This window comes from Acidobacteriota bacterium (assembly GCA_040754075.1).
In the GTDB taxonomy this organism is placed as follows: domain Bacteria; phylum Acidobacteriota; class Blastocatellia; order UBA7656; family UBA7656; genus JBFMDH01.
Window position 1 is genome coordinate 45,296 of sequence record JBFMDH010000019.1, and the last position, 24,691, is coordinate 69,986.

The 24,691-nt window shown below is 43.6% G+C and carries 28 protein-coding genes; 12 read left to right on the forward strand and 16 right to left on the reverse strand.

Annotated elements, in window-relative coordinates; genetic code table 11:
- Nucleotides 1-3 precede the first annotated feature (3 nt).
- Both AB1757_19320 and lpxD read right to left on the reverse strand, forming a co-directional pair.
- Nucleotides 4-540: a hypothetical protein gene (locus AB1757_19320; GenBank protein MEW6129199.1), complete on the reverse strand. Its 537-nt coding sequence runs from the start codon at nt 538-540 to the stop codon at nt 4-6.
- A gap of 53 nt (nt 541-593) precedes the next feature.
- Complete coding sequence (gene lpxD / locus AB1757_19325; protein ID MEW6129200.1) at nt 594-1,619, reverse strand: UDP-3-O-(3-hydroxymyristoyl)glucosamine N-acyltransferase; 1,026 nt, start codon at nt 1,617-1,619, stop codon at nt 594-596.
- 159 nt (nt 1,620-1,778) lie between these two features.
- On the opposite strand from lpxD, the gene xerD reads away from it, so the two are divergent.
- Nucleotides 1,779-2,660: a site-specific tyrosine recombinase XerD gene (gene xerD, locus AB1757_19330; GenBank protein MEW6129201.1), complete on the forward strand. Its 882-nt coding sequence runs from the start codon at nt 1,779-1,781 to the stop codon at nt 2,658-2,660.
- A gap of 17 nt (nt 2,661-2,677) precedes the next feature.
- On the opposite strand, the gene AB1757_19335 is transcribed toward xerD, so the two are convergent.
- Nucleotides 2,678-2,959 carry a hypothetical protein gene (locus AB1757_19335; protein ID MEW6129202.1) on the reverse strand — a complete coding sequence of 94 codons (282 nt, stop codon included), beginning with the start codon at nt 2,957-2,959 and terminating at the stop codon, nt 2,678-2,680.
- A 147-nt stretch (nt 2,960-3,106) separates the two neighbouring features.
- Between AB1757_19335 and apbC the strand changes: the two genes are divergently transcribed.
- The 5 genes from apbC (at nt 3,107) to AB1757_19360 (ending at nt 7,625) form a co-directional block, all read left to right on the forward strand.
- Nucleotides 3,107-4,213, forward strand: a complete 1,107-nt coding sequence (gene apbC / locus AB1757_19340) for an iron-sulfur cluster carrier protein ApbC (GenBank protein ID MEW6129203.1) — start codon at nt 3,107-3,109, stop codon at nt 4,211-4,213.
- A gap of 120 nt (nt 4,214-4,333) precedes the next feature.
- On the forward strand, nt 4,334-4,681 hold the full coding sequence (locus AB1757_19345; GenBank protein MEW6129204.1) for an iron-sulfur cluster assembly accessory protein: 348 nt from the start codon (nt 4,334-4,336) through the stop codon (nt 4,679-4,681).
- 260 nt (nt 4,682-4,941) lie between these two features.
- Nucleotides 4,942-5,742: a urate hydroxylase PuuD gene (locus AB1757_19350; GenBank protein ID MEW6129205.1), complete on the forward strand. Its 801-nt coding sequence runs from the start codon at nt 4,942-4,944 to the stop codon at nt 5,740-5,742.
- A gap of 59 nt (nt 5,743-5,801) precedes the next feature.
- Nucleotides 5,802-6,332 carry a peroxiredoxin gene (locus tag AB1757_19355; GenBank protein ID MEW6129206.1) on the forward strand — a complete coding sequence of 177 codons (531 nt, stop codon included), beginning with the start codon at nt 5,802-5,804 and terminating at the stop codon, nt 6,330-6,332.
- Between the two features lie 192 nt (nt 6,333-6,524).
- Nucleotides 6,525-7,625: an aminomethyltransferase family protein gene (locus AB1757_19360; protein MEW6129207.1), complete on the forward strand. Its 1,101-nt coding sequence runs from the start codon at nt 6,525-6,527 to the stop codon at nt 7,623-7,625.
- Nucleotides 7,626-7,661: 36 nt separating this feature from the next.
- Here the strand turns inward: AB1757_19360 and AB1757_19365 are convergent, their stop codons facing one another.
- From AB1757_19365 to AB1757_19375, 3 genes are read right to left on the reverse strand one after another with little or no spacing between them, the layout of a single operon-like run.
- On the reverse strand, nt 7,662-8,471 hold the full coding sequence (locus AB1757_19365; protein ID MEW6129208.1) for a DUF72 domain-containing protein: 810 nt from the start codon (nt 8,469-8,471) through the stop codon (nt 7,662-7,664).
- 34 nt (nt 8,472-8,505) lie between these two features.
- On the reverse strand, nt 8,506-8,877 hold the full coding sequence (locus AB1757_19370) for a hypothetical protein (GenBank protein MEW6129209.1): 372 nt from the start codon (nt 8,875-8,877) through the stop codon (nt 8,506-8,508).
- Nucleotides 8,878-8,934: 57 nt separating this feature from the next.
- Nucleotides 8,935-9,150, reverse strand: coding sequence for a glutaredoxin family protein (locus AB1757_19375; GenBank protein ID MEW6129210.1), 216 nt, complete (start codon nt 9,148-9,150; stop codon nt 8,935-8,937).
- Between the two features lie 144 nt (nt 9,151-9,294).
- On the opposite strand from AB1757_19375, the gene rpiA reads away from it, so the two are divergent.
- Together rpiA and AB1757_19385 are read left to right on the forward strand one after the other, a co-directional pair.
- Nucleotides 9,295-9,996, forward strand: a complete 702-nt coding sequence (gene rpiA / locus AB1757_19380; protein ID MEW6129211.1) for a ribose-5-phosphate isomerase RpiA — start codon at nt 9,295-9,297, stop codon at nt 9,994-9,996.
- A gap of 27 nt (nt 9,997-10,023) precedes the next feature.
- Nucleotides 10,024-10,395 (forward strand): hypothetical protein, encoded by a 372-nt coding sequence (locus AB1757_19385; protein ID MEW6129212.1) that lies wholly within the window; start codon nt 10,024-10,026, stop codon nt 10,393-10,395.
- Here AB1757_19385 and AB1757_19390 read toward each other — a convergent pair.
- From AB1757_19390 to AB1757_19420, 7 genes are all read right to left on the reverse strand, one after another.
- Nucleotides 10,392-11,030 carry a TetR/AcrR family transcriptional regulator gene (locus tag AB1757_19390; GenBank protein MEW6129213.1) on the reverse strand — a complete coding sequence of 213 codons (639 nt, stop codon included), beginning with the start codon at nt 11,028-11,030 and terminating at the stop codon, nt 10,392-10,394. The two genes, AB1757_19385 and AB1757_19390, sit on opposite strands and share 4 nt — an antisense overlap.
- Before the next feature lie 105 nt (nt 11,031-11,135).
- The gene (gene mqnE, locus AB1757_19395) at nt 11,136-12,302 is read right to left on the reverse strand and encodes an aminofutalosine synthase MqnE (GenBank protein MEW6129214.1); all 1,167 of its coding nucleotides are present in this window, start codon (nt 12,300-12,302) and stop codon (nt 11,136-11,138) included.
- Nucleotides 12,303-12,383: 81 nt separating this feature from the next.
- Nucleotides 12,384-13,484, reverse strand: a complete 1,101-nt coding sequence (locus AB1757_19400) for a hypothetical protein (GenBank protein ID MEW6129215.1) — start codon at nt 13,482-13,484, stop codon at nt 12,384-12,386.
- Nucleotides 13,485-13,594: 110 nt separating this feature from the next.
- The gene (locus tag AB1757_19405; protein ID MEW6129216.1) at nt 13,595-14,038 is read right to left on the reverse strand and encodes a hypothetical protein; all 444 of its coding nucleotides are present in this window, start codon (nt 14,036-14,038) and stop codon (nt 13,595-13,597) included.
- 274 nt (nt 14,039-14,312) lie between these two features.
- Nucleotides 14,313-15,728, reverse strand: coding sequence for a DUF5777 family beta-barrel protein (locus AB1757_19410; GenBank protein ID MEW6129217.1), 1,416 nt, complete (start codon nt 15,726-15,728; stop codon nt 14,313-14,315).
- A 108-nt stretch (nt 15,729-15,836) separates the two neighbouring features.
- A complete protein-coding gene (locus tag AB1757_19415) occupies nt 15,837-17,903 on the reverse strand; it encodes a thioredoxin domain-containing protein (protein MEW6129218.1) in 2,067 nt (688 codons plus the stop codon).
- Between the two features lie 179 nt (nt 17,904-18,082).
- Nucleotides 18,083-19,030: a hypothetical protein gene (locus tag AB1757_19420; protein ID MEW6129219.1), complete on the reverse strand. Its 948-nt coding sequence runs from the start codon at nt 19,028-19,030 to the stop codon at nt 18,083-18,085.
- A gap of 253 nt (nt 19,031-19,283) precedes the next feature.
- Here AB1757_19420 and AB1757_19425 point away from each other — a divergent pair, with 253 nt between their 5' ends.
- From AB1757_19425 to AB1757_19440, 4 genes are read left to right on the forward strand one after another with little or no spacing between them, the layout of a single operon-like run.
- Nucleotides 19,284-19,832, forward strand: coding sequence for a hypothetical protein (locus AB1757_19425; protein MEW6129220.1), 549 nt, complete (start codon nt 19,284-19,286; stop codon nt 19,830-19,832).
- On the forward strand, nt 19,832-20,539 hold the full coding sequence (locus AB1757_19430; GenBank protein ID MEW6129221.1) for a hypothetical protein: 708 nt from the start codon (nt 19,832-19,834) through the stop codon (nt 20,537-20,539). Before AB1757_19425 ends, AB1757_19430 begins: the two co-directional genes overlap by 1 nt.
- Before the next feature lie 20 nt (nt 20,540-20,559).
- Nucleotides 20,560-21,420: a hypothetical protein gene (locus tag AB1757_19435; protein ID MEW6129222.1), complete on the forward strand. Its 861-nt coding sequence runs from the start codon at nt 20,560-20,562 to the stop codon at nt 21,418-21,420.
- A gap of 14 nt (nt 21,421-21,434) precedes the next feature.
- Nucleotides 21,435-22,322 carry a hypothetical protein gene (locus tag AB1757_19440; GenBank protein MEW6129223.1) on the forward strand — a complete coding sequence of 296 codons (888 nt, stop codon included), beginning with the start codon at nt 21,435-21,437 and terminating at the stop codon, nt 22,320-22,322.
- A 9-nt stretch (nt 22,323-22,331) separates the two neighbouring features.
- Here the strand turns inward: AB1757_19440 and AB1757_19445 are convergent, their stop codons facing one another.
- From AB1757_19445 to AB1757_19455, 3 genes are all read right to left on the reverse strand, one after another.
- Complete coding sequence (locus tag AB1757_19445; GenBank protein ID MEW6129224.1) at nt 22,332-22,685, reverse strand: hypothetical protein; 354 nt, start codon at nt 22,683-22,685, stop codon at nt 22,332-22,334.
- A 116-nt stretch (nt 22,686-22,801) separates the two neighbouring features.
- Complete coding sequence (locus AB1757_19450; protein ID MEW6129225.1) at nt 22,802-23,983, reverse strand: acyl-CoA dehydrogenase family protein; 1,182 nt, start codon at nt 23,981-23,983, stop codon at nt 22,802-22,804.
- A complete protein-coding gene (locus AB1757_19455) occupies nt 23,965-24,645 on the reverse strand; it encodes an XdhC family protein (protein ID MEW6129226.1) in 681 nt (226 codons plus the stop codon). The genes AB1757_19450 and AB1757_19455 overlap by 19 nt, the downstream gene beginning before the upstream one ends.
- Nucleotides 24,646-24,691 lie beyond the last annotated feature (46 nt).

Here is a 24,691-nt window from a genome sequence, read left to right on the forward strand (position 1 = left end):
CGCTTATCTTTTTCCCTTTTCCATTTCCTGGCGATATTTTTTCGCTAAATTTTTAGCAAACCTATCCAACCAGGGTTTAAACGGTTTCAGGAGTTTTACACGCCAGCCCCCCTCAGTCTCACGCCATTTTTCAAACATTTTTTCGGTATAACTGCGACAGGCTAATTCAAGCTGAGTTTTCTTAATCCCTTTCGCCAACGTCAGGTAATAATGTTGAGCAACGAGAGAAAAAACCACTTGTGCCAGATTAGACTTCAAGGTTAATCCTACCAATAAATTTTGCGGGAATTTTTTCTTGGGTTTGACGACATCCATAGCGATTTCCGCCCAAGCCATCTGCCCGCCCATTCTCGGGTGGTATAGTGCCGGTAGATTAGCTCTCTGCTCAGCAGCAATTCGCGGCTCATTTATGGAATCCACAAAAACGATTTTATTTAAACCACGCAGATGTTCTGATGGAATTAAGGTGAGTGAACGTTCAACTTTTTCTTGAAGTTTAACGGTATCGACGACGGATTTATGTTCAATTTTTACATTCATAAAAGCTATCTATTTTCTGTAAACAAAATATCTGAGGCGCTTCTCCTGATCAATTACTTTAACTGGCGTTCAACGCTGTTTAATCGCTTCTCCAATTCTTTAACGGTTCTCAACAGGTCAGGAAGTTTCGGAATGATGGCAGAGGTTTTTAACCATAAGCGTTGATTAATTGCCGGTGAACCCGAAATCGTGGTGTCGGCGCTGATTGAATGGGGAATGCCGGTTTGCGCAATGGCAATCACATTATCACCGATGGATAAATGACCGGCAGCGCCCACTTGCCCAGCCAGAATGACATTTTTTCCGACCTGAGTTGATCCCGCGAGTCCCACTTGCGCGCAAATCAGGGAATTTTGATCAATCGAACAACCATGCCCGAGGTGAACCAGGTTATCGATTCGGGCTCCTTGTTTAATCCGGGTTTCCCCCAAAGTCGCTCGATCAATCGTTGTACCTGCGCCAATTTCAACATCATCTTCGATGATTACCGTACCCACCTGGGATATCGGATACCAACTTCCATCTTCCAGTTTGGCATAACCGAAGCCATCTGAGCCGATAATCGTATTGCTTTGAATTTTGCAATTTGCCCCGATTATTACGCCCTCTCTAATATGGCAACCGGAGTGGATGGCACTGTTTTTTCCGATTTGAACATTTTTTTGAATTGAGATATGACTTTCTAAAATAACTTGGTCGCCAATCACAGCCCCTTCAGCGATTGTGCAATATGGCCCGACATAGACCTGCTCACCAAGTTGGGCTTCGGGAGAAATGATAGCCGTGGGGTGAATGACGCCGGATAATATCTGTCTGGGATAAAATAATTCGATAGCTTTGGCGAAACAATGATAAGCATTCCGATGGCGGATAAGCGGTTTATCAAGTGCCGGACAATTCCTATCCACAATAATGGCTGAAGCTTTGGTTTCCTGTGCCTGTTTAAAATATTTCCGATTGGTAAAGAAACTGAGTTGCCCTGTCCGCGCTGCATCAAGGGTATTGATTCCTTCTATTTCTAAATTTTCATCCCCTTCAAGGTCGCCAGCTAATAATTTGGCAATTTCACCTAATTTCATCCTTTTGGTATCCGTTAGCAGTAATCTGGTTTAGAGTTGATGAGCACTACACCTTCAACTTTCCCTTAACATCCCCTGGTGTATGATGTTTAATTTTAAAAACATTAATATGGCAAAGTAGAATCTACCCGTCAACTCGGAGCTTTGAAAGGGGAAAAAATGAAAATGGATATTGAATCAAGGTTTCTTGGTTATTTGAGAGTGGAGCGCGGTCTATCGAATAATTCATTAATCGCTTACCAAAGCGATCTCGCAAAAATCGCTGCCTTTGCAACATCCAGAAATAAAGATTTCCTTACTCTGGAAAGAACCGATTTGATGGAATTCATTCGCCATCTGCATGGGGCGGGTCTTGAGGCTAAGAGTATTGCAAGAACTTTAGTAACGGTTCGCAATTTGTTTAAATTCCTACTCCTCGACGGACTCATCAAGCGCGACCCCAGTGAGAATCTAGAAAGCCCGAAATCCTGGCAATCGCTACCCAAATTTCTGGTCGCCGACGAAGTTGAGAGATTACTTGAAGGACCGGATATAACTTCAGTAACCGGAATAAGAGATAAAGCGATGCTTGAGGTGTTATATGCTACAGGATTGAGGGTATCCGAGTTAGTATCCCTTAAACTAAACGATTTAAACCTTGATATGGGGTATTTAACCACCTTAGGCAAGGGAGCCAAAGAGAGAACTGTACCGATAGGCAATAGCGCCTCAAGGTGGATAAAAAAATACCTCCCGCAACGGCTGAAATTGCTGGCAGGAAAAAATTCCAATTATTTGTTTGTAAATCAAAGAGGGCTACCGCTCACCAGACAGACCTTCTGGAAATTGATTGTTGAATATGGGGAGAAGGCAAGAATCGGTCATATTACACCACATCTTTTAAGGCATAGTTTTGCCACTCATCTGCTGGAAAATGGAGCTGATTTACGTTCAGTTCAAATGATGCTCGGACATAGCGACATCAGCACGACGCAAATTTATACACACATTACCAATGAACGCCTGCGCGAGATATATAAGAAATTTCATCCCAGGGCTTAGCGAGTCGAAGGTAAAACTTATTCATTGATATGCGGACTTCTGGTGAACATCTCGATTAAATAATCATGAAGGTAATTATATAACTGTCTTTGAAAGTCCCAGACGAAAGCGTGCGCCTCAATCTCTCTTGGGGTCAGGTGGAATTTATAAGCATCCTCATGGATACCTTCATATTTCAGGTGGACATAAACGTCCACACCGCCAGCAACTTCAAAAGCTTCCCAGATAAACAGCGGGTGTTCATACCTGGCTAATTCCTGTTTAACCTTTTCAATATGACTTTGTTTGATGGTAGCCAAATTTTCCCCTTTGGGTTTTCGGAGTTCAATTGAATGCCGTCGGTATCGATTTAACCAAGGTGAAAAAATTTATGCAAATTGACAAAGTAAAATAGGCTCACTAGCATACCATTTAGACAATCGTAAAAACGAAGGTCGGCAATCCTAATGATGAATAATCCTGAAAAGCAACTATTAACCGAGATTGGAGCCATTTCGATTCCAGCGTTAAACAAAACCCTTGCCGAATTAAAATCAATCCAATCGTTAAGGCTCCAAAATCAAACCCTGATTCTTGAAATCGAGATACCGACCCCGGCAGAGCGTTTCAGGAATCAAATTGAACAGCGCATTAACCGTTTAATCGCGAACCACCAAGCGATTCAACGACTCGACCTGCGATTTATATTAGCGGTTCCATCAGGAAAAGAGGCTGAAGGTAAGCAAGCCGTTCCGGGCATAAAAAATATTATTGCAGTAAGTTCCGGAAAGGGCGGGGTTGGCAAATCCACGATTGCGGTCAACCTGGCGGTTTCACTTGCACAATGGGGGGCTAAAGTCGGGTTACTCGATACGGACGTTTATGGACCGAATGTTCCAATCATGGTTGGCGTTGATCAAGACCCGATTGTGCAGGGTCAAAAACTGGTGCCGCATACTGCCTATTCGGTTAAGGTCATGTCCATAGGGTTTTTAAATCGCGGAGATAAGCCAGTGGTTTGGCGCGGTCCTATGTTGCATACGGCGGTCAGACAATTTTTGTATGACGTTTTGTGGGGGGAACTTGATTACCTGATTGTCGATATGCCACCGGGAACCGGGGATGCGCAATTAAGTCTTGCGCAACTGGTGCCGGTTCAAGGAGCGATTGTGGTGACGACGCCTCAAGAGGTATCTATGAGCGATGTCAGAAAGGCGATTAACATGTTCGAGCAGGTTCATATTCCTATTCTCGGGGTAGTGGAAAATATGAGCTATTTCATGTGTAATAAATGTGCTGAAAAACATTATATTTTTGGTACCGGTGGCGGTGAGGAACTGGCAAGAAAATTCAATATCAAATTACTGGGACAGGTTCCCCTGGCAACCAATGTCAGAGAAGGCGGAGATGCCGGTTTACCTGTGGTGGTCGGCGATAAGGGAAGTCCACAAGCAACTGCCTTAACTGAAATAGCTGAAAATGTCGCTATGGAGATTGTCGTCAAAAGTTTGTCTGAAAGCCGACTCCCGGTTATTAACCTGGGTGACAGCCGCGGGGATAGTTTTTCGGTTTAAGCAATGGAAAGTTGAAAAGCGATGAACGGCAAACTATAATCTGGATTGAACAGTAGATTGAAGTCAGGATTGAGAAAACTCCAATATAATTTTGAAACCATTTTTAAGAGGAAAAAATAGATGAGCGCAACACTAACAATGGATTTGACACTTACGGAAGCCGCGATTGGCGAAGTCAAGAAATTTATGGAAGCTGAGAATGCCGGAGAAGAAGCGGGTTTAAGAATTCGTGTGGTTCCCGGCGGTTGCAGCGGTTTTTCCTATTCCATGCAAATTGAAGATAGCCCACGCCCTGGTGATGATATTCTCACCCAGAATGGCTTGAAAGTTTTCGTCGATAAATTTTCCAGACAATATCTGGAAGGCGTTCAAGTTGATTTTGTCAATTCAGTAATGGGGTCAGGATTTACCTTCAATAATCCGAATGCCACAGGGAGTTGTGGCTGCGGCAGTTCATTTTCGGTTTAATTCATTAGTCCTTATTCGATTAATTGCCCTTTATTTTTCCGCCTGTTGATTTAAAATTCAACTCGCTCAATGAACCATTAAAGGGCAATTAATCAAACTCAAGCAATTTTGCAGTACACGGTAGTATTCAAAACACAAGTAGGTTTTGCCTGGAAATTCAACGAAGGGTAAGTTTCCGGGCATCATCTAAAACCAACCCTACTGAGACGCTCAGTAAGCCTCAGAATCCATTGGATCCTAAATTTTAATAAGGAGAGATTATGCTACCAGTGTCATTTACAGACCTTCCATTTTTGTTGATTCAGGGAAAGCCGTTTAAACTGCCAGACGATTTTCAATCACATTTTGACATGGCACTCATGTGGTTGCATTTCATCGCGGGTATCATCTGGATTGGGCATCTCTATTTCCTCAATTTTGTGAACGTCAATTTGATGAAAGTGCTTGATGGACCGACCAAAAGCAAACTCATTCCGCAATTGATGCCCAGAGTTTTCTGGTGGTTTCGTTGGGGAGCGGTGATAACCGTGTTTGTCGGCATAACCTACTATGCCATGTTTATTCTAGGCTCCAGCGCGAGAAATGCGAGAAGTGGCGGAATGACATCTGCCAATACCTGGTTGATTTTCTTCATCTGGTTGGTGATCGTGTGTATCACTTTTGCCGTAACTCATCAAATCATCCATCGGGTTGATAATGGAAGCAATGGCTGGATCATTGCAATATTGGTTGGCGTAGTGATCACCTTAATGGGAATTGGGATTGTCAAGTATATGGATGGGGCGCTTGCCAATTATGCAAGTAACAAGGTGTTTTCAATTGGCATCGGTGGCGGAATGGGCGTCATTATGATGTTGAATGTTTGGGGAATCATCTGGCCCAATCAAAAACGCATCATTGGCTGGACCTATGAAAATGCCGAGAAGGGAACCGCCATTCCAGCGGAATCCGCGAAACTTGCGCGAAAAGCCTTATTGGCATCGAGAATGAACCTTTGGCTTTCCATCCCGATGTTATTTCTCATGCGGGCATCCACACACTTTACGATGTTTGGGCAATAGGTCGAAAGCGGCAATGTAGCGATTTCCCTTTTGATCAGGAAATTATTGAGGTAAAAAAAATGAAGTTAAATAGAATCATAATAACCATGTTCATGCTTTTGTCTCTGGTTGGTTCAGGGTTATCGAACCAACCGGAGGTGGGAGATCAGGCACCGGATTTCAAACTGATGAATCAGGAGGGCAAACCGGTTCGGCTAAAAGATTTTCGCGGGAAATGGGTCGTTCTTTATTTCTACCCGAAAGATTTCACCTCCGGTTGTACGCTTGAAGCGAGAAATTTTCAAAAAGATTTAGCGCTTTATGAAGAGCACCAAGCGGTAATTTTAGGGGTGAGTGTAGATGATGTGGAATCGCACAAAAATTTCTGCGCCAAAGAAGGGTTGAATTTTAAACTGCTGGCAGATACCGACCAGAAGGTATCGGAAATGTACGATTCGTTAAAAGATTACAACGGTAAAAAATATTCTGCACGGAATACCTTCATCATCGACCCGAAAGGCAAAATTGCCAAGGTCTTTATTGACGTCAAACCCGCAAAACACAGCGAAGAAGTGCTTGCCGCTTTAGCCGAACTAAAGGGTAAAAAGTAAACCTGTACAGATGAGTTGGTGTAAGCTCAGGTTTGTGGTTTTACCTGGGCTTATTTTTTTGCTGCCGATTAAAGCGAAGTCTAGGGTGTGTTTGCTAATTCGTTGTTTTAAAAATAGTTTAAATGAATGCAAGGTTAGTATTAACTTTAAATGTCGGCGAGCCTACGTTTAAAGTGCTAGCCAGGAAGGAATATGATGGCTGAAAATTTTTTAACCAATCAATCCCCATTAATTGATACCCATAAAATGTTGGGTGCCACCTTTTTGGATGACTCGGGGTCTCAGATGCCTGCTCGATATGGTTCGATTGAAGAAGAAATCCACCTCGTAAGAAATCAAGTCGGATTAATGGATTTATCAAACACCGGCATAATAAAAATCGGCGGTTCGGAGGGAGCGCAATTCCTGCAAGGGCTGGTTTCAAACGATGTGAAAATGCTTCAAGTGAATCAAGGAGTGCGGGCTGCTTTTTTGACCGGTCACGGAAAAGTAAAAGCTTTTTGCCTGATAATTAAATTGGAAAATGAGTATCTGGTAATCAATGACCCGCAAACCCATCAAAAGATATTCAATTATGTTTTTCCATTTTCGTATGCCGGCGATTTTTTGGTTGAAGATATTTCAAGTAATCTCAAAATTTTATCGATTCAGGGACCTAACGCTTTACTGGTTTTAAAAGAAGTTAGTTTTGAACCGGTGGAACTTTCGGACAATTATTCGTGGATGAAGACTGTCATCGCTGACCACCAGGTTATCATTATCAAGCACAGTCGAACCGGAGAATTGGGATTTGACCTTGTGGTTCCGGGAAACGGATTAATCGAAGTTTGGGATTTCCTGATGATGAAAGGTAAGTTTCATTCGCTGGCGACTGTTGGATTAAATGCTCTGGATATACTGCGTATTGAAGCCGGTGTTCCTAAATATGGATTGGATATTGATGAATCGAATATGTTATTGGAAGCTAACTTGGAAGATATTGTGAGCTTTACTAAAGGGTGTTACACAGGACAGGAAGCCGTTGCCATGGCTACCTATAGAGGTCATGTGAGTAAAAAGCTGACGGGTATCCTGATGGATGAAAAGGTGAGTATTGAAACCGGAGATCAAGTTTTTTCCGGAGATAAGGAGATTGGGAAAATAGCCAGTTTCGCAAGCTCTCCGACTTTAAGAAAGAAAATTGCGCTTTCCTGTATAAAATACGGCTATTTTGATAAAGCAATTCCTGTCGAAATCAGAACGGCTCAGGGAATTGTTGAAGGTAACTTAACTCAACTACCTTTTATTCATTAGATTAAGAATAGTAAGCTGAGAAGCCAATTGATAGTTTTAGAATAGTGAAAGTTGTGGATTTAAAGTTTCAGGTGAAACTACTTTTAGTCCAAGTAGAGTTTTAAACTCATTACAGCTTCCGGGTGAATGTCCTTGAAAATGGTTATTGAAGTAGGCATAAATGCGCTGGTTACGCATTTGGAGTTTTTGAAAAATCGAAAGCCAGAGTAAAAATTCTTCCCGGCGATTGATCTGTATCCTGCCAAAATCGGTTAACTCACGAACCCCAAGCCACCTGATATAGGAAAAGTCGATTCGCTGATAATCGACAATTTCAGGAAGTTTGGCTCTGGGAAGCCATCGGCTATCGGTTAAAGCGAATGCCACGTTTACCCTTTCCAAAGTTTCAACAACCGCTTCAGTGAGCCATCCTGAGTCGCGGAACTCAACGGCGAAATGATAACCTTCGGGAAGAATTTCTAAAAACTTTTTCAAGGCGGGATGTTCGCCTGGTGATAAGTCAGGAGGGAGTTGAATCAAAATACAACCCAGTTTAGTGCCTAACAAACTCACTCGACCTACGTATTCCCGGAGCAGAGAGTGACAATCTCGTAGGCGATTTTTGTGGGTGATTTCCGAAAGCAATTTCAATGAGAAAATGAAATCATCAGGAGTTTTGTCATTCCAACCTTTCAGGGTATTTTCTGAAGGGATTGCATAGAAAGTAGAATCCACTTCAACGGAATTGAAAATTTTTGAATACAGGGTAAGGAGGTCGCTTTTCGGAGTTTTAGGCGGGTAGAATGGCCCAAACCAATCAGCATAATTCCACCCTTGCGTTCCGATATAAACCTCTTGATTAATCATCAAACTTCCTCAAATGATTAACCTGAATTGAGATTCAGCTGGCGGCGTTATTGGCATTCCAGTAACGGTTATCGTAGTATTTGCGAATTTCATCTGTGCCTTCAACCAGCGCGGTTTTTAGGGACTCATCATCCAAATTATTTCCAGTCACTAAGTATTCACCATTGGCTTCGGGCTTAATCGTAATAATTCCTTTGGGGGTTGCCATTTCAATGGTGCCATGCCATTTCGATTCATCAAAAACAATGACACTTTTATTGCCGCCAAAAGCATAAACCCGCTCATCGCCGGCTTTCACGAAAGAGACGCCGTGTTCACTCCACAATTTCTCCATCAATTCCTGGAGCGACGATAATTCTTTTGAAAATTTGCCTTTAAAACTTAACTTATCTATTGATGTAGACATTTTTTTGCCTCGATAGTTTTGGGGACTTAGGCAACTGCCCAAGTATTAGTGAACCGTTCAGCCGCGACCTTCCCAGCCAATCTGTTTGAGATTCCCATTTTCGACGATTACCGGAACCGTTGGGTCGTCATTTGAGTAAGAAAACATTTCCTTGCGATATTGTAAATTATCCTGAGCATTGCGATCCTCGAAAGGGATGCCTCTTTGTGTGTAATGCTCTCTGGCTTTTTGACAATGTGGGCAACCCGGTTTGGTATAAATAATAACACTCATTGTACGCTCCTTAATTGTAATCCATTTAACTTTTGCACAGTTTAGCAAAGCGTGTCATACCTGCCAAGTTTATGGGAGAGCATACTATCTGGCAAAATCAACCATCGGGTGCTATGTTTTACCGCAATCCAAAAATAAAAAGGAATGAATGGTATCGTGAAAGATGAGCGTGAAAAATTAAAAGCCGATGCTGCGAGGCGAGCGGTCGAATTTGTAAAACCGAGCATGATTGTTGGGTTAGGGACAGGGTCAACGGTTTTTTATGCCTTACAGGAAATCGGAAAGCTGATCTCAAATGGTTTGGAAATAACCGGAGTGGCAACCTCGATTGGCACCGAGAATCTGGCGAATGAATTAAACATTCCGCTTATAAGTTTTAATGAGGCAGAAACCATTGACCTGGTAATTGATGGCGCAGATGAAATAGACCCCGAATTGAATATGATTAAAGGCGGCGGCGGGGCACTTACCAGAGAGAAATTGATTGCCCTAAATGCGAAGCAGCGCATCATCATCATTGATGAGACAAAACTGGTTTCCCGATTAGGAGAAAAATACCGGTTGCCGGTTGAGGTTTTACCCTTTTGCTGGAGACCCGTCAGTAACCAATTAGTGATGCTCAATTGTTCGCCGCAGCTTAGAAGAAATTCAAATTCCATACTTGAGACTGATAACGGAAATTATATCCTTGATTGTCAATTTCCGGGGATTGATGAGGCGGGCGAGTTGGAGAGGGAAATCAAATTAATATCCGGGATAGTTGAATCGGGATTATTTATAGGGCTGGCCGATATCGTTGTGGTGGCAGGCGCAACTGGAGTCAACCTGCTTTATAAAAAGGGTTGATCGATTATTTTCACTCCATAACACGGGTTGCCTTTTGAACCTGAAAAGGCAATTAAAAAAAATGGTCTGTCATCAATGAGGGGGAGTGTATTGGAAAACCTGGATTGGCGGGATCAGATTTTCGGAAAGTTTCAACGATTGGTTCAAATTCATCTCTGTAATCAGATTGTTGAGGTGCCGGAAAATAATAATCTGTTACGCTGCTTTCAATTCATCAAGGTTGAGGCGATTTCGTTAGGCGATTATTGCTGGAACGGGGATTGTAGCAATTGCCTTGTTGATTACCGGCAGGAAAACGGGGAAATCAAAACCGCCATGGCCTGTCGTATGAATGTCAAGCCAGGGTTGATCATTACGCAATTAAGCGAGAATTTAAAAGATGATTTACTCGGAGGTTAACTCTGTTGAAGAAAAACGTATCGATAAATCATATCGGTCAACGCATCAATAGCAATCTCCTTATCCAGTTCACAGCATTCGGAAATATAATCCTGCGATAAATCAAAAACCACCCGATGGACGATGAAAGCTGCTGTGTCAGGGTCTACCTCACAGGTTAATCCGGCTTTTTTTGCCAGCGAAATCAATTCTCTTAATTTGGAAATCGATTTCTGCATCACCGCCTTTCGCCGCTCAGCAAACTCCGAATCTTTAATCACCATTTCATGAATAGCGCGCTGTAAGCCGGTTCTTTTTCCTTCATTATCCAGCGCATTGGCAATCGCCAGACGAATGTTTCCACGCAGGTCTTTATCGAATAAATGTTCCGGACCAATGGTGTCAAAGATGTCATTGGACAGGTCATTGGACAGGCGGTCAAAAATCGTTAATAGAATCTGTCGCTTGTCTGCAAAGTAGGTATAAAAGGAACCGACACTCACCCCAGCTTCAGCGGCTATGTCATTAGAAGAGGTTTTTTCATAGCCTTTGGTATTGATGAGTTGAATCGCTGCTTGAATGATTTTTTCGCGGGTCTGTTTGCTTCGTTCTTGTTTAGGGGCGGATGATATAGATGCCCCTATAGAGTCTGCCATTTTATCCTCCACTGGGTTAGATTAAAGGAAAATATAGCAGTTAATCGCCAATTAAGTCTAAGTAAAGTTATGTTCACCTGCTCTTTTCCGAATGCGGCGGCGCGATTAATTTACTCCTTGAGTCAGAACCGGCAGTTTAATGTGCCGAGGTTTTAAATCTGTGATTTGTAAATCCTTTTTCTCAATAGGGTGATAAAGCGTATCTCTTTCCACAGGAATGCGTCCGGCTTCGATAACCAATTTTTCAATGTCGGCTTTGGTCAAATGATTGCTATTGCCTTCCGCCAGATACGATTCCATCAAGGTTCCCCCGTCATTGATGGTGCCATCCAGGTCATCTGCGCCGAATCGTAAAGCGACTTGAGCAATGGTTTTTCCGAGCATCACCCAATAGGCTTTGATATGCGGAATATTGTCGAGCATTAAACGGGAAATGGCGATGGTTTTTAATGAATCAATCGCCGAAGGTCCGGGCAAACCGGATAACTCTGTGCCTTCAGGATGAAATGCCAGCGGGATAAAGCACATAAATCCGCCGGTTTTATCTTGAAGTTCGCGCAGTTGAATCAGGTGATCGATGCGGTCTTCGTAAGTTTCAAGGTGGCCATAGAGCATCGTGGCATTGGTTTTAATGCCGTGGTTATGCACTTTCTCCGATAATTCCAACCAGCGTTCACCGGAGGTTTTATGGGCGCAAATTTTACTGCGTGTAGGTTCGCGCAAAATTTCTGCGCCGCCACCCGGACAGCTGTCGAGTCCGGCTTCAATCAACCCTTCGATAACCGCTTCATCGGTCATTCGGCAGGTTCGGGTCAGATGATCCAGTTCGACCATCGTAAAAGCCTTCAAATGCATGTCCGGGAAGTTGGCTTTTAGCTCCTTTAACATTGAGGTGTAGTAAGCGAATTGAAATCGTGGATGTAATCCCCCGACGATGTGTAGTTCACGCGCGCCCTCTGCATAAGCTTTGCGGGCGACTTCGACACATTCGTCAACCGACCATTCATAGGCTTCAGGATGGCGAATGCGACGATAGAAGCCACAAAATACACAATCCGAGACGCAGATGTTGGTATAGTTCATATGGCGATTCACATTATAGTAGGTCAAATCGCCATTGATGCGCTCACGTGAAAGGTTTGCCATTGCTCCTATGGAAATCAGGTCGTGGTGTGCGAAAAGTTTTACTCCGTCTTCAAATGACAATCGCTCGCCATTTTGAACCTTCTCGGCAATGGGTTGTAGCTCCTCAGAAATCAAACTAACGGTCATAAAGTCTCCAATGGATTTAAAGCTTTAAATGTTCGCTCACCCCGATTATACAAATAAGCGCGGAACCGTCCAAATTAGGCTTCAATTCTTTCCGGAAAATAGAAAAATCAATAGTCCGATTATGATAATGAGCGTCAGAACAAAAAAGAAAATTTTCCAGAAACTATAGGGGCGTTCCCCTTGAACCAAACCGGTTCGCGCGTTAATCATCACTTGATAAGGTTTTTGACGGAATCGATAAGCGCCTAAAAATACCGGCAGGAGAATATGTTTAAAGGTAATGCCGGAATAATGCGAACGATAATGATGAATGCGTTGCTCATCGCCGCCAATATCTTGACGAATGGCGTTTTCTATCGAAGGCACCATCTGTTGTTTGGCAATTTCAAACCCCGCTTGCAATTCGATTTCATAACGTTGGGCTTTAAAGCCGGCAATAAAAGCCGGTTCATAGGCTTTCAGGCTATGCAAATCCCAAGGCTCAAGGGTTCTTAATCGTTCTGTAGCGATAGATTTTGTCGCCGCAACCAGTAAATCATCAAACCAGTTTTCAACCTGTCCACCCGCCGCATACCAACGGGTTTTTTGAACCTGTCGGGTGCGACGCACGGAATTTCCCTGAGCGTCGGTTTGGGTAAACTCTTCGGTGACGTAGTAATGTTCGCCGCGCTCGCCCTCATAAAAGGTTGTCGCATGGGCATCGAAAGTCCAGTAAGGCAGATAGATACCACTTGCTCCTTCGCGGTAAGCCAGGTGCTTTAAGGCGTTCGGCGCGAACCACCGGGTTGACAACCATTTTTTCAAGGCTTCATCGGCATTTTGTTGGTTTAAGGAAAAGGGAAGAATGCCCTCAGGGGCAACCAAGGGATCAGCAGCCTTTGGCTGAGCGACAATCTGACTTCCACAAAACGGACATTCGCCTGCCACCTGCGGAGGCGCGAAAGTAACCGTGGCGCTGCAACTATTACATTTGACCTCAAGGGCATTGGTGTAGAGGACTGCCAAATGTTTATCTGAGATTTGCAGGTATTGCTCGAATGCCCGTTCATTGACTTCGTCGGCAGATTGCGGAATCGGTTCTTTTCGACCGCAGAATGGGCAAGTTAAGCAAGCGTCTCTGGCATCATAAAGCAAATCGGCGCTGCAACTCGGGCAGGGGTAGCGATGAATTTTTTCAGCCATAGATGGGAAATTCAGTTGAGCAAAAAGAAACTCCCACCACCTTTATCACTCCGCGGTAGTGGGAGTTTCTTCAAAAAACAGAAACCAGACCTTGAAAAATAAATAGGAAACTATTCATTGCTGTGAACGATACTTTTTAATTCCGAACGCAAGCGTTCAATCTCTTCGATTTTCTGAGCGATGCTATCGAATAAAGCGAATTGACTTTTAATGCCCTCGCCGATTAAAAAAGCTGCCGATTCCGAGCGGCTCTTGAAAATTCCCGACTGCACAAGGGCATCAAGTTTTTTAAGCGAATCCTCATTGACCCGAACCATGACGACATGGTCGCGCGATGACAGGGCAGATTCAATCGCTTTGCTGATCGACTCCGTGGCTTTACTCATAACTTCTCCGGTCTTCTGCGCGACTTCTTTTACAGAATCCTTTACAGAAGAAGCGATGTCCTCAAAGGTGTTTGATTGAGGAGGTTCAGGATTATCAATCCGTTTGACAATTATTTCATCATTATCCGGCGATTTCTCTTCGATAATAACATCTCCTGGTGTATTCATTAAAAATGCTCCTTTCTCAACATCGTTACGATGGTAGTTGTTTCTCCATTTCAAAATTTCACGAAACCGGTTTCTTACTGGTTATCTAGAATTTTGGCTTAATCCATTCCAACCTAGCAAGGCAATCAGTAAGAAATAAACAAATATACTGCGACCTGAATTAAAAAATAACTGCCTGAAGTAGTGGTTACGAAAGCACTGGCGCGCGGGTTTAAGGGGAATGATTCGCGAGAGCAGGGTGGAATGGAATTTTCATTCCACCCTTAAATGCGGGTTACAAGAGTCTGCGAAACAGATTAAAGCCGATGACATATTTGCTTAACGGTAATCCGCTAAAACTCGAATTGTAGCGACTGGTTGTGGTGTTCTGGGAGTTGGTAAAGGTAAGGGCGAAGGCGTGGCGACCCAGCCGTTTTTCAATGCCGAAGCCGATAGCCGGTTTGGAACGATTTTCAAATCCCGTGAATTGAAAAGTCACAGGATCAAAAGTCTGAATAACCTGGCCGGTCTTAAATCCAACACGGGGAACAAACTCAAAGAGCAAAGAGGTGCTTGGTCTGATTCGGGCATTTATGCCGAAACCGAAAGAGCCTGAGTGTTTCCCCAGGCTTAAATTACGCGCGGCTTGAGCAACCTCCGGCGGTTGATTGCGCGGCGATGGATTGAAGCGACTGTTGCCATTGGCATTCAGATGGAGCGCAGGGGAGAAAAACAGATCGACATATTTCGTCAGGCTGCGAGCCAGCATCGCCTGCAGGTTGAAGGTGAAATTATCGGTGAAGTTATCATTGCCCTCGACGCTTGCGTAGGTTGACAGGGCGATGGGGGAGTTTCCGGTTTCATCCAATAAATGGTAACCGAATCCGAGTTCGATGGTTTTACAAAATTCTCTGAATTCACAAAGCGGTGTTCTGTGAGCTTTCAGATATAAGCGATCCGTAACCCCATAAGTAAACGCGAGGGAAGAGGCGGAAAAACTGTCCAGTCCAAACAACTGGTCAATCCCGCTATCATTGATTGGCGCTGAGAACCTATGGGTGAAATGGACATTCAAAGCATGTTTGGCGATGCGTTTGGGAGTCGGAAGGTTGATTATTTGATAATCATAATTTTGAACGGGCATTTGCGGTTGCGAATCTGTTTGCGATACCGATGGGGGCGCGGTTGACACGAGTTCCGCTTCGACAGGGGAATAAGATTTGGTGTTGGTATCAATGCGAATTCGTTCGCCATTCACCTCAACATAGGCGACTCCGGAGGATTCAGGGTCGAAACTCACTTTTATATTTGAGGCGGGTTTGGCTTTTGGTGGCAGGTCAGTAATCGTCAATTCGCTCGATGCGGTAGTCGTCGGGTCACCGAATACTGGCGAACCGGTTAACCGGAATTTCCCCGGTTTATCAGGAGAAAACTCAATCTTTTCTGTGGCATCTTGATTAACAATTTTGTCGATTCCAAAAGCCGGTAAGGCGATTTTGTAATCTTGATCAAGCGATTGAATGAAGAGGGTTACGGTTGATCCCTTGGGGACAGCAATTTTTTCAGGGAAGAGTTGCGAATTTACAACTGTTATTTTGATCTCGGTTTGGGCAAAGACTTGATAGGTGGTCGAAGCTGAAAAGATGATCGGAAAGGTCAATACCAAAAGCGATGTCAAAATGAGCTGAACTGATTTTTGGTAGATGGACATAGCTTATCTCCTTTGTGGCGAAATGGTAAATCGGGATTTTTAGGTACAGCCTGATGCTCAAGAAAAGCGGCATCAGGCTTTTGCTTTTTTTGAGGAAAGGTTATTTTGCTACGCATCCAGCAGTGCAGCAAGTTCCGGTGGTGTGGTAGCAGGGGAGAGACAGGTATAATTTTGACACAAATAAGCGGTTGGCAAACCCTGAATGGCAACTTTTCCATCAATTAATTTGAAGTTTGCCATTGCGGTTTTGTCTTCAGGGTCAACCAGAGCAATGACTTTATTGGGAATGAATCGGGAATAGATTTCCTTTATATATTGCTTGATTTCATGAGACGATGGCTCACCAACCAGCACGAATTCCGCCGCCTCGTCCAGATAAAAATCGAGCGCGCAAAGCGCATATCCGAAAGCCGTTGGGTAACGTTTCATTGCCGGTTGAATCATCCGTAAAATCGTCGTGGCATAATTGGCATAGGTGTGCTCACCGGTAATGATTGCGAGTTTTTGTAAAACCAGTGAGACAACCGAATTACCTGAGGGAATGGCATTATCGAAAAAATCTTTATTGCGGGTAATCAATGATTCGTGATCTGACGAAGTAAAATAAAACCCTCCATCCTGCTCATCCCAGAAATATTGAAGCATCTGGTCAGCAAGTGATTTAGCCTGATTGAAGTAAGTAATCTCAAAGGTACATTCATAAAGTGATAAAAATCCTTCGGCGGCGAAGGCATAATCTTCAAGATAAGCGTTCAACTTCGACAATTGATTTTTATAGGTGCGGAGCAATCGACCTTGGCGAATTAAATTTTGCATAATGAAATCGCCATTTCTTCGCGCAATTTCCCGGTAATCATCACGCCCCAGTATATTGGCAGCTTCGGCAAAAGCCGTGAGCATCAAGCCGTTCCAGGAGGTGATGATTTTGTCATCCAACCCCGGGCGAATCCTTTGCAGGCGTTTATAAAAAAGGGCTTTGCGACCTTGCTGGAGGATATCGTTTAATCTGGCAGTGGAAAGTTGATGCTCCTGGGCAAAGCTGTCCAAGGGCTTCTTTATATGGATGATGGAATTTTGGCGCTCAAAATTTCCGGCTTCGGAAATGTCATAAAAATCGCAAAAAATTTCACCGACCTCCTCACCCAGTAACTCAACGACCTCATTTCGTTGCCAGACATAAAACTTTCCCTCGACGCCTTCACTGTCGGCGTCTTCCGCTGAATAAAAACCGCCGGTTTTATCGGTTAAATCTCTATAGATATATTCGAGAATCTCTTCGGCGATTCGACTATAAAAGGGATTTTGGGTGATTTGAAAGGTCTGTAAAAAAGCTCTCGCGAGGAGCGCATTATCATAAAGCATCTTTTCAAAGTGGGGAACCAGCCAAAATTGATCGACAGAATATCTGGCGAATCCGCCTCCGAGGTGATCGTAGAGACCACCGTTGGCCATCTGTTGCAAAGTTTCTTCCACCATTTTTAAAGCGTCCGGCGATTGCGTCCTCCGGTAATACCGTAATAAAAACATTAACGTCATCGACGGAGGAAATTTTGGAGCGTTGCCAAAGCCGCCGTATTGCGGATCAAAACTCAGGGAGAGGGAATTGAAGGCGTTATGTAAAAGCTCGACGGTGAGCATTTCATTCGACACAAAAAAGCGATTGGTTTTTTGTAGCTCCTCGGTAATTGCCTTGGCGCTGTCCTCAATCTCATTGCGTTTGGTGTGATAGGCATCGGCAATGGTTCGCAAAACCTTGGGAAAGCCGGGCATTCCTCTGCGGTCTTCCGGTGGAAAATAGGTGCCGCCGTAGAACGGTTTAAGCTGGGGGGTTAAGAAAACTGTCAGTGGCCAGCCGCCATGTCCTGTCAGCATTTGAATGGCATTCATATAAATGGCATCGATATCGGGTCGTTCTTCGCGGTCAATTTTTATACAAATAAATAGTTCATTCATCAGCGTAGCAATCGCCGCATTTTCAAAGGATTCGTGAGCCATGACATGGCACCAATGACATGCCGAGTAGCCGATTGATAAAAGAATGGGCTTATCTTCCCGCCGTGATTTTTCAATTGCTTCATCGCTCCAGGGATACCAGTCAACAGGGTTGTAAGCGTGCTGCGCGAGGTAAGGGCTGGTTTCGTTGATTAAGCGATTAGCTGGAGACTTTGGTTTCATCGGTAAACTCAATAATGGGATTTCGCTTTCAACTATATAAGGTTTATTTAATCTGAGCGAATCGGTCGGTCGGCAACCGAAGTTAAGAGAGTCTGATAACGACTTGCGAATGGATAGTTTGGAATAGATTCATAAGGCGGCTGTGAGGGTAAATGACGAATTGTTAAGTTGACGAATGTTTAAAAGGTACTCCGAGTTGAAGCAATGACTTTTTGGTTATCAATGTTTTGTCCAAGCAAACGGAATTGCATGAGTCCATTTGAAGAATAGGGAACTGAAGGGGTAGTGATTGTAAAGGTAGCTTTTCCGGGAGAACCGGTAGCAAGGGTTAATGGAATGGCTTTATTTATGGTTTTCCCGGACGACAGGCTGACTGTAATCATTAAATAATCCCAATGAATTAACCTCCCGCTTTCGTTGCCGATTTGGAAAGCCATTTGATAAAAAACTCCTTGTGACCCGTTTCTTGATTGAGAACTCAATAATCTGAATGGAACGCCTGCGCTACCAGGGGGAGAGGTTTTCGTATTTGATGAAGTTACAACTTGTGAGTTTCGAGGTTCATTGGGTTGATAAGTTGTTGATGATTTAATTGGCGAAGGCGGTTGGGGTTGATGCGCATTAATTTGGGGTTTGGAATTACCAGTCGATTCAACTCGAATTGCAGGTGGAGAATTCGGTTTGGTGGGTTGAGGTTCGCGTGTGTTGTTCGTATCTGATTGAGGTGAAGGGGGAAGGTAAACCTTTACGCCGGGTTGGTCGGGTGTCGAAGGCTTTTGATTATGCGCCTGTAAATCTGTCGAAGGGTCTTCAGAGTAGTCTATGGCAACCTTCGGGGTTTCGATAACAAGAGGCTCTTGTTTATTGCTATTCGTTTTCAATCGGTCTGGAGATTTATTTGATGAATAGAGGAAGGGAAAAGAAATAAGCAATAAAAGTAGGGCGCTAAACAACAATTTTCGCGCTTTATAAAAGGATTGCATTGATGCGCTCAGGAAACGAAAAGGGTTTTTTAATGAAAATGGCTCTGATAATATTGGGCTGGTTTCAATGAGTTTATAACCATCGAATTCACAGTAGGTGAATTCATTTGCATAATCCAGTTTGCATTTCGGACAAGTACGCATTTCATGCCTCCCAGTAGAGAAAAGCCCCCATCAGATTATCGGAATTAATTTGAACCAATGTGAGGTGGATGCGTTTTAGAACCTCGAAAGTTGCAAGGTGATGAATATTTAGGCTGATTGAATAATCAATTCAACCAATGGTTCATTAATTGCGATTCGATCTACATCTCAGTTATTCTTAGAAGCGATGCGAGTTGATCTTAATTTATCGAGAAATCCTTTCACTAATCGACGGTTGTTATGGCTCTCAGTCATGGCGATGGTGTTTTGTAGCTCACTATTTGCCATTTGGATTAGTGGTGAACGCATAAAAACGCTCAATGAAATCAGTATCCTTGAGCAGCAAAAGCGGGAAATAGAAAGAACTATTCAAACCCTGAACGCTAAAACCATTGATGTTAAAAAAGCTGTTCCGGTCACAGTTTTAAGCGATGAACAAAAGATGCAGTTGGCTTCGGCGCGTCAACTGATTGCCAAAAGGAATTTCTCCTGGAACCAGTTGTTTAGTGATATCGAGCATTTTGTTCCAAAAGATGCCTTTGTCCTGAGCATAAAGGTTGACGATGGAAGTAAGTTAAAAATCAATCCTGAAGAATCGAATCCCAGCGCCATTTTAGAGATTAAAGCTGCCGGTAAAAGTTCTTCTCAGATGACAGAAATGATGACCGCATTGGAACACTCAGGCGGTTTGTTTGAAATAGAACAGGCTAGCCAGGAGACCACAACCGATGAGGGGTTGGTTCCTTTTACTTTGAGGCTTACCTATAAACCGCGAGGGAGCGAAAGTGGAGGTCAGCAGTAATGTATACCCAGGTAAAGGAGAAAAATTCAACGCTGATTAAATCTCAGGCAAAACCGCCTGCCAAACCTTTTGGCCTCTCGGTTGTAGAGTTATTGGGCGTCTTCTTCGCACTCTTCTCGCTGGTCAGTTGCAGCGTCTATTATTTTTCAACTCTGAAAAATGAAAGTAAGGATAAAACGGCGCTTCAACAACAGGTAGAAAATCTTAAAAAGACCGAAATCAATATTCAATCCACGCTGGCGTACAAGAATGAGGTAAGTAAAGACCCCGGCAAGGATGCGATAGATTCGCTTGAAGCTTTCAAAACCGGATATCTTAAAAATATCTCGCAGGGGCGAATCGCATTGATTGAAGCGATTAATAACTTGGCTAAAAAGAATAGTGTTCAGTTAGTCAGTGGCATTTCGATGTCTGCGAGTAAGCTCAGCGCGAATAGTGACCCGGATGCGAAAAGCAGGAAGCAGGGAATCGAGCAGTTAAGTAGTACCTTTCCCAGTTTGAAAATTAATTACGCGGTCGCTGGGGATTATAAAAATCTACGGCAATTCATTTACGAATTGGAGTTGAATAAGCAATTCATTACGATTAATTCAATATCGCTGACATCGATTAAAGATAGAGAGGCAGGCGGAAGAGGTCGCAGAGGACAGATGGTATTATCCGGCATATCTCTGGCGATTGAGATGACCGCCTATTTTCAGGGGTAGTATTCGGTAAGGTTAAAAAGATGGCAAAAGGTTCCGAACAAAAGAAACTGATATTCTTGGGGATTTTAGGCGCGGCGTTGGTGGGTGTGTTGATTTACCAGCTATTTTTCAGTGGGCCACCGCCAAGACCCACATTAGCGAATTCAAATCGAAGCGCGACGCCGGATACCAGGTCATCGGTTCCGGTGCAAAACCCTGAATCTGCCGCAAAGGTTGCACAGCAATCTGGTCGTGGAAATGGGCAAGAGGCAGAGTTCCAGGAATTGCTTTCCGATAACACGCCGCTGCAACTTGCGGCGTACAAGCCAACGGGCAGCCCTGCGGTTAGTGAGCGAGGGAATATCTTTGAATATTGGGTCAAGCCACCGCCACCTCCAAGACTGCCCGATCCGCCACCACCGATTACGATAGTTGGCGTTAATCCGCAGAGCGCCACAGCCGGCACGCCCCGGTCATTTACATTAACCGTGTATGTTAAAAATTCTCCTGCCGATGCAGAGGTGCTTTTAGATGGTAGGGCAAAGCCTACGAAGCGTGTTAATGATGGCGCTTTAACTGTCGAGATGACGCCGGGCGATTACGCTTATCAGAAATCCATTAATGTTGAAGTGAAATCAAAAAGTGAACCCGTGAAACAGTATTCCAATTCGGCAAACTTTGCGGTTACTCCTACGCCTGAACCGCCGTTCCGGTTTATCGGGATATTGGGTGAGCAGGGAGTTCTGGAGATCGGTCAGTCGAAAGAGGTCTTACGTGTGAGGGTAGGCGATAAAATCCAGAGCCTTTGGAGAGTTGACTCGATTGCGGTTGGTGGAATGGAATTGACCCACCTGCAATTTGACATCAAACGAAGATTGCCTTTACAGGAAAAACCGAAATAGGAGAGTTCGCAGGAATGAAAAAGCGGGAGAATAATGGACAGGAAGGGTGGGCATTATTGGGATTGATTCTCGCTCTTGCCATCATGTCGATTGTACTGGTGTCGGCAGTAACGCCGAATTACGTTGTTCAAGTGCAACGTGAAAAAGAAGCAGAGATGATGTTTCGCGGTCAACAAATGGCTGAAGGCATCGCGCGTTATTATAATAATGGCATACGACTTGGACCTATTAATCTTATATCTCCGCCGCCCTATGGATTTTTAAAAGAGTTGAACAAGCTTAGAGATGGTTTCACCGTTGGTGTAACAGAGTATAAAACGGTTAGACCTTCGGCGATGATCGATCCGATGGATGGGAAGGAATGGGAGCCGGTCTACGCCAGAGACCCCAGAATTATGCCTGTATTACAAGCCTGGGCAACTGAGACCGGGGGGATTATTCCGCAGCAATATCTTTTATTAGCGTCCGTTCCGGTGAAAACCCAAAATAATTCCAGTAGTGGATTGACGCCACTCACAGGCACAGGGGAAGTCTCATCTAGTCAGGGAAGACCGGGTACTCAAGGAAGCGCCGGTGGGGTAACTGCTATTGGTGGGAGGCGAACAGGAGATGACGACGATGATGATGACGACGACGATGATGACGACGATGATGACGATACTTCGTCCTTTGGGAATAGCGCGAATGACCCGCTGGCTAATATTTTTAAAAATAGCTCATCAGGGGGATTGCCGATAGTCGGAGTCGCTCCCAGAGTCAAGGGGAGTTCTGTTAGAAGTTTATATGGACTGAAAAAATATGAAGAGTGGGTTTTTATTTATATTCCAAATCAACTCACTAATCAGCAGCAGCAGTCAACCAGACCGCCGCAAGGGAATCGACCTAATCAGGTGTCAAATTGAAATAGGGAATTATTTTTCCCCTCTTAGTAGTCCTTTGGCTTTATCAGCCTTTAAGGTGTAGGAGGTATTTTTTTCAACCTTCCACTCACCGTTTTCCTTTTTCAAGATATATCCCAGATGTTCCTTCTGAGGTTCGCCATCCGCTGAAGAGAAACTATGGACGACGGTTAGCGAAAGATATTTTTTATCGGGGATTTCCGGGGTTTCATAAGAGAAATCGGTTTTATACTCTTTCACAGCATTTCTCTTTAACAAGTCTGCAAGGTCATTAGGAATTTCTCCGCCTGATGATTTGCAGGCGGAGAAGAAAATAAGCAGCGAAATGAATAGATAAGCAAGACGTGAATAGTTAAGGTTAGTCATTTCAATTTTCCGAAGTAATCGCAAGGTCTCCACACTAAAGAACTGCACAGAGAATCAGTTCAAAGATGGAAACACTCCCTGAGTCCGATAATGAGGATTACGTAGCTTTAAGAGCTTTACTTTTCCTGATAATCTGCAAATGCTGGAATGCCTGTCACCGCTTGACCAATTACCAGTAGATGTACTTCGTTAGTCCCCTCATAGGTATAAACTGACTCAAGGTTACACATGTGCCTCATAACCGGATACTCGCCGGTTATTCCATTTGCGCCAAGAATTCCCCTCGCTGTTCTTGCACAATCTAAAGCCATAGATACATTGTTCATTTTAGCCATAGATACTTGTACAGGCTTTAATTTGCCTTGATCTTTTAATCTGCCAATATGTAATGAAAGCAATTGCGCCTTACAAATTTCCGTAATCATTTTGGCTAGCTTTTCCTGAGTTAACTGAAAAGCTGAAATAGGTCTTCCAAATTGAATCCTCTGATTTGCATAATTCAGTGCAGAACTGTAGCAGGACATAGCTGCCCCAATGGCACCCCAGGATATTCCATACCTAGCTTGTGTAAGACACATTAAAGGGCTCTTTAGTCCACCACTGTTTGGCAACAAATTCTCTTCTGGAACAAAGCAATTATTAAAAAATAGTTCTGAAGTGACGGATGCCCTGAGACTCAACTTATGCTTGGTATCTCTCGTCGAGTACCCTTCCATCCCTTTTTCTAGGATAAATCCGCGAATTTGATTATCAATTTTCGCCCAGACAATTGCTATGTGAGCCATTGAGCCATTGGTTATCCAGGCCTTTGAGCCATTGACGATAAATCCGCCAGAAACTTTTTCAGCCTTGGTTATCATATCCACTGGATTTGAACCAAAATTAGGTTCGGTCAAGCCAAAGCAACCGATTATTTCGCCTGTAGCCATCTTAGGAAGATACTTAGTTCTTTGTACTTCATTACCAAAGGCAAAAATCGGATACATACAAAGAGCCCCTTGAACTGATGCAAAACTTCTTATTCCCGAATCACAAGCCTCAAGTTCCTGCATGACCAGTCCATAGGCTACATTATTCATTTCTGCGCAGCCATATTTCTCTGGGAGATTAGCCCCTAGTACCCCTAATTCCCCCAACTTTGGGATGATCTCATCAGGAAATTCACCTTTTTCATAAAATTCTGGCATTATCGGACTCACTTCGTTTTCAACATATTTCTTTATCGAATCACGTGCAAGCCGCTCTTCATCCGTCAATAGCGAATCAATGTTCAACAAATCTAATCCTTCAAATGACATAATTTCCTCTCTTTCGAGTTTATAACTTGAATAATTTCAGCCAATATAGAAATGGCAATCTCCATTGGCGTTTTAGCATTTATTTTCAACCCAATCGGAGCCTGAACCTGATCAAGCCGGACTTTTGAAATTCCCTCTTCAATCAGTCTATTTTTTATTCCAAGCACACGCCTCTTGCTGCCAATCATCCCCAAATACCTGGGACTCTGTTTAATGGCAAAAGATAAACAAAGCTCATCATACCAATGCCCCCTCGTAACAATCACTACTACATCGTCAGCACTCATTTCAATGTTTAAATCATTGAAGTCAATCAAATGAGTTTGAATATCCCCTTCAGAAAATGTATTTAAAAATTCTTCACGATCATCAAGAAGATGCACCGTATAACCAAGTTTCACGGCTATTTCAGCAACCGCCTTCCCAACATGTCCCGCCCCAAATATAAAAAGATTGACCGGAAAGCCAATAAATTCAACGATAGTTTCGACCCCCACAACATCTGATAGCAAGAAAAAATCAAAATCTTTTAGATATAGTGATTCCAAATTATTAGCTTTAGATATTCCGGTAGATGGCAACTGCTTAATGGTTTCCTCAACTATTGCTCGATCAATTAATTTCCTCCTGACCTCCCCGCTCTGAGAGATTACTGTAATCAATACCGGATTCTCCGAAGCTTCTCCCCTTTTCAGCCTACTTAATGTC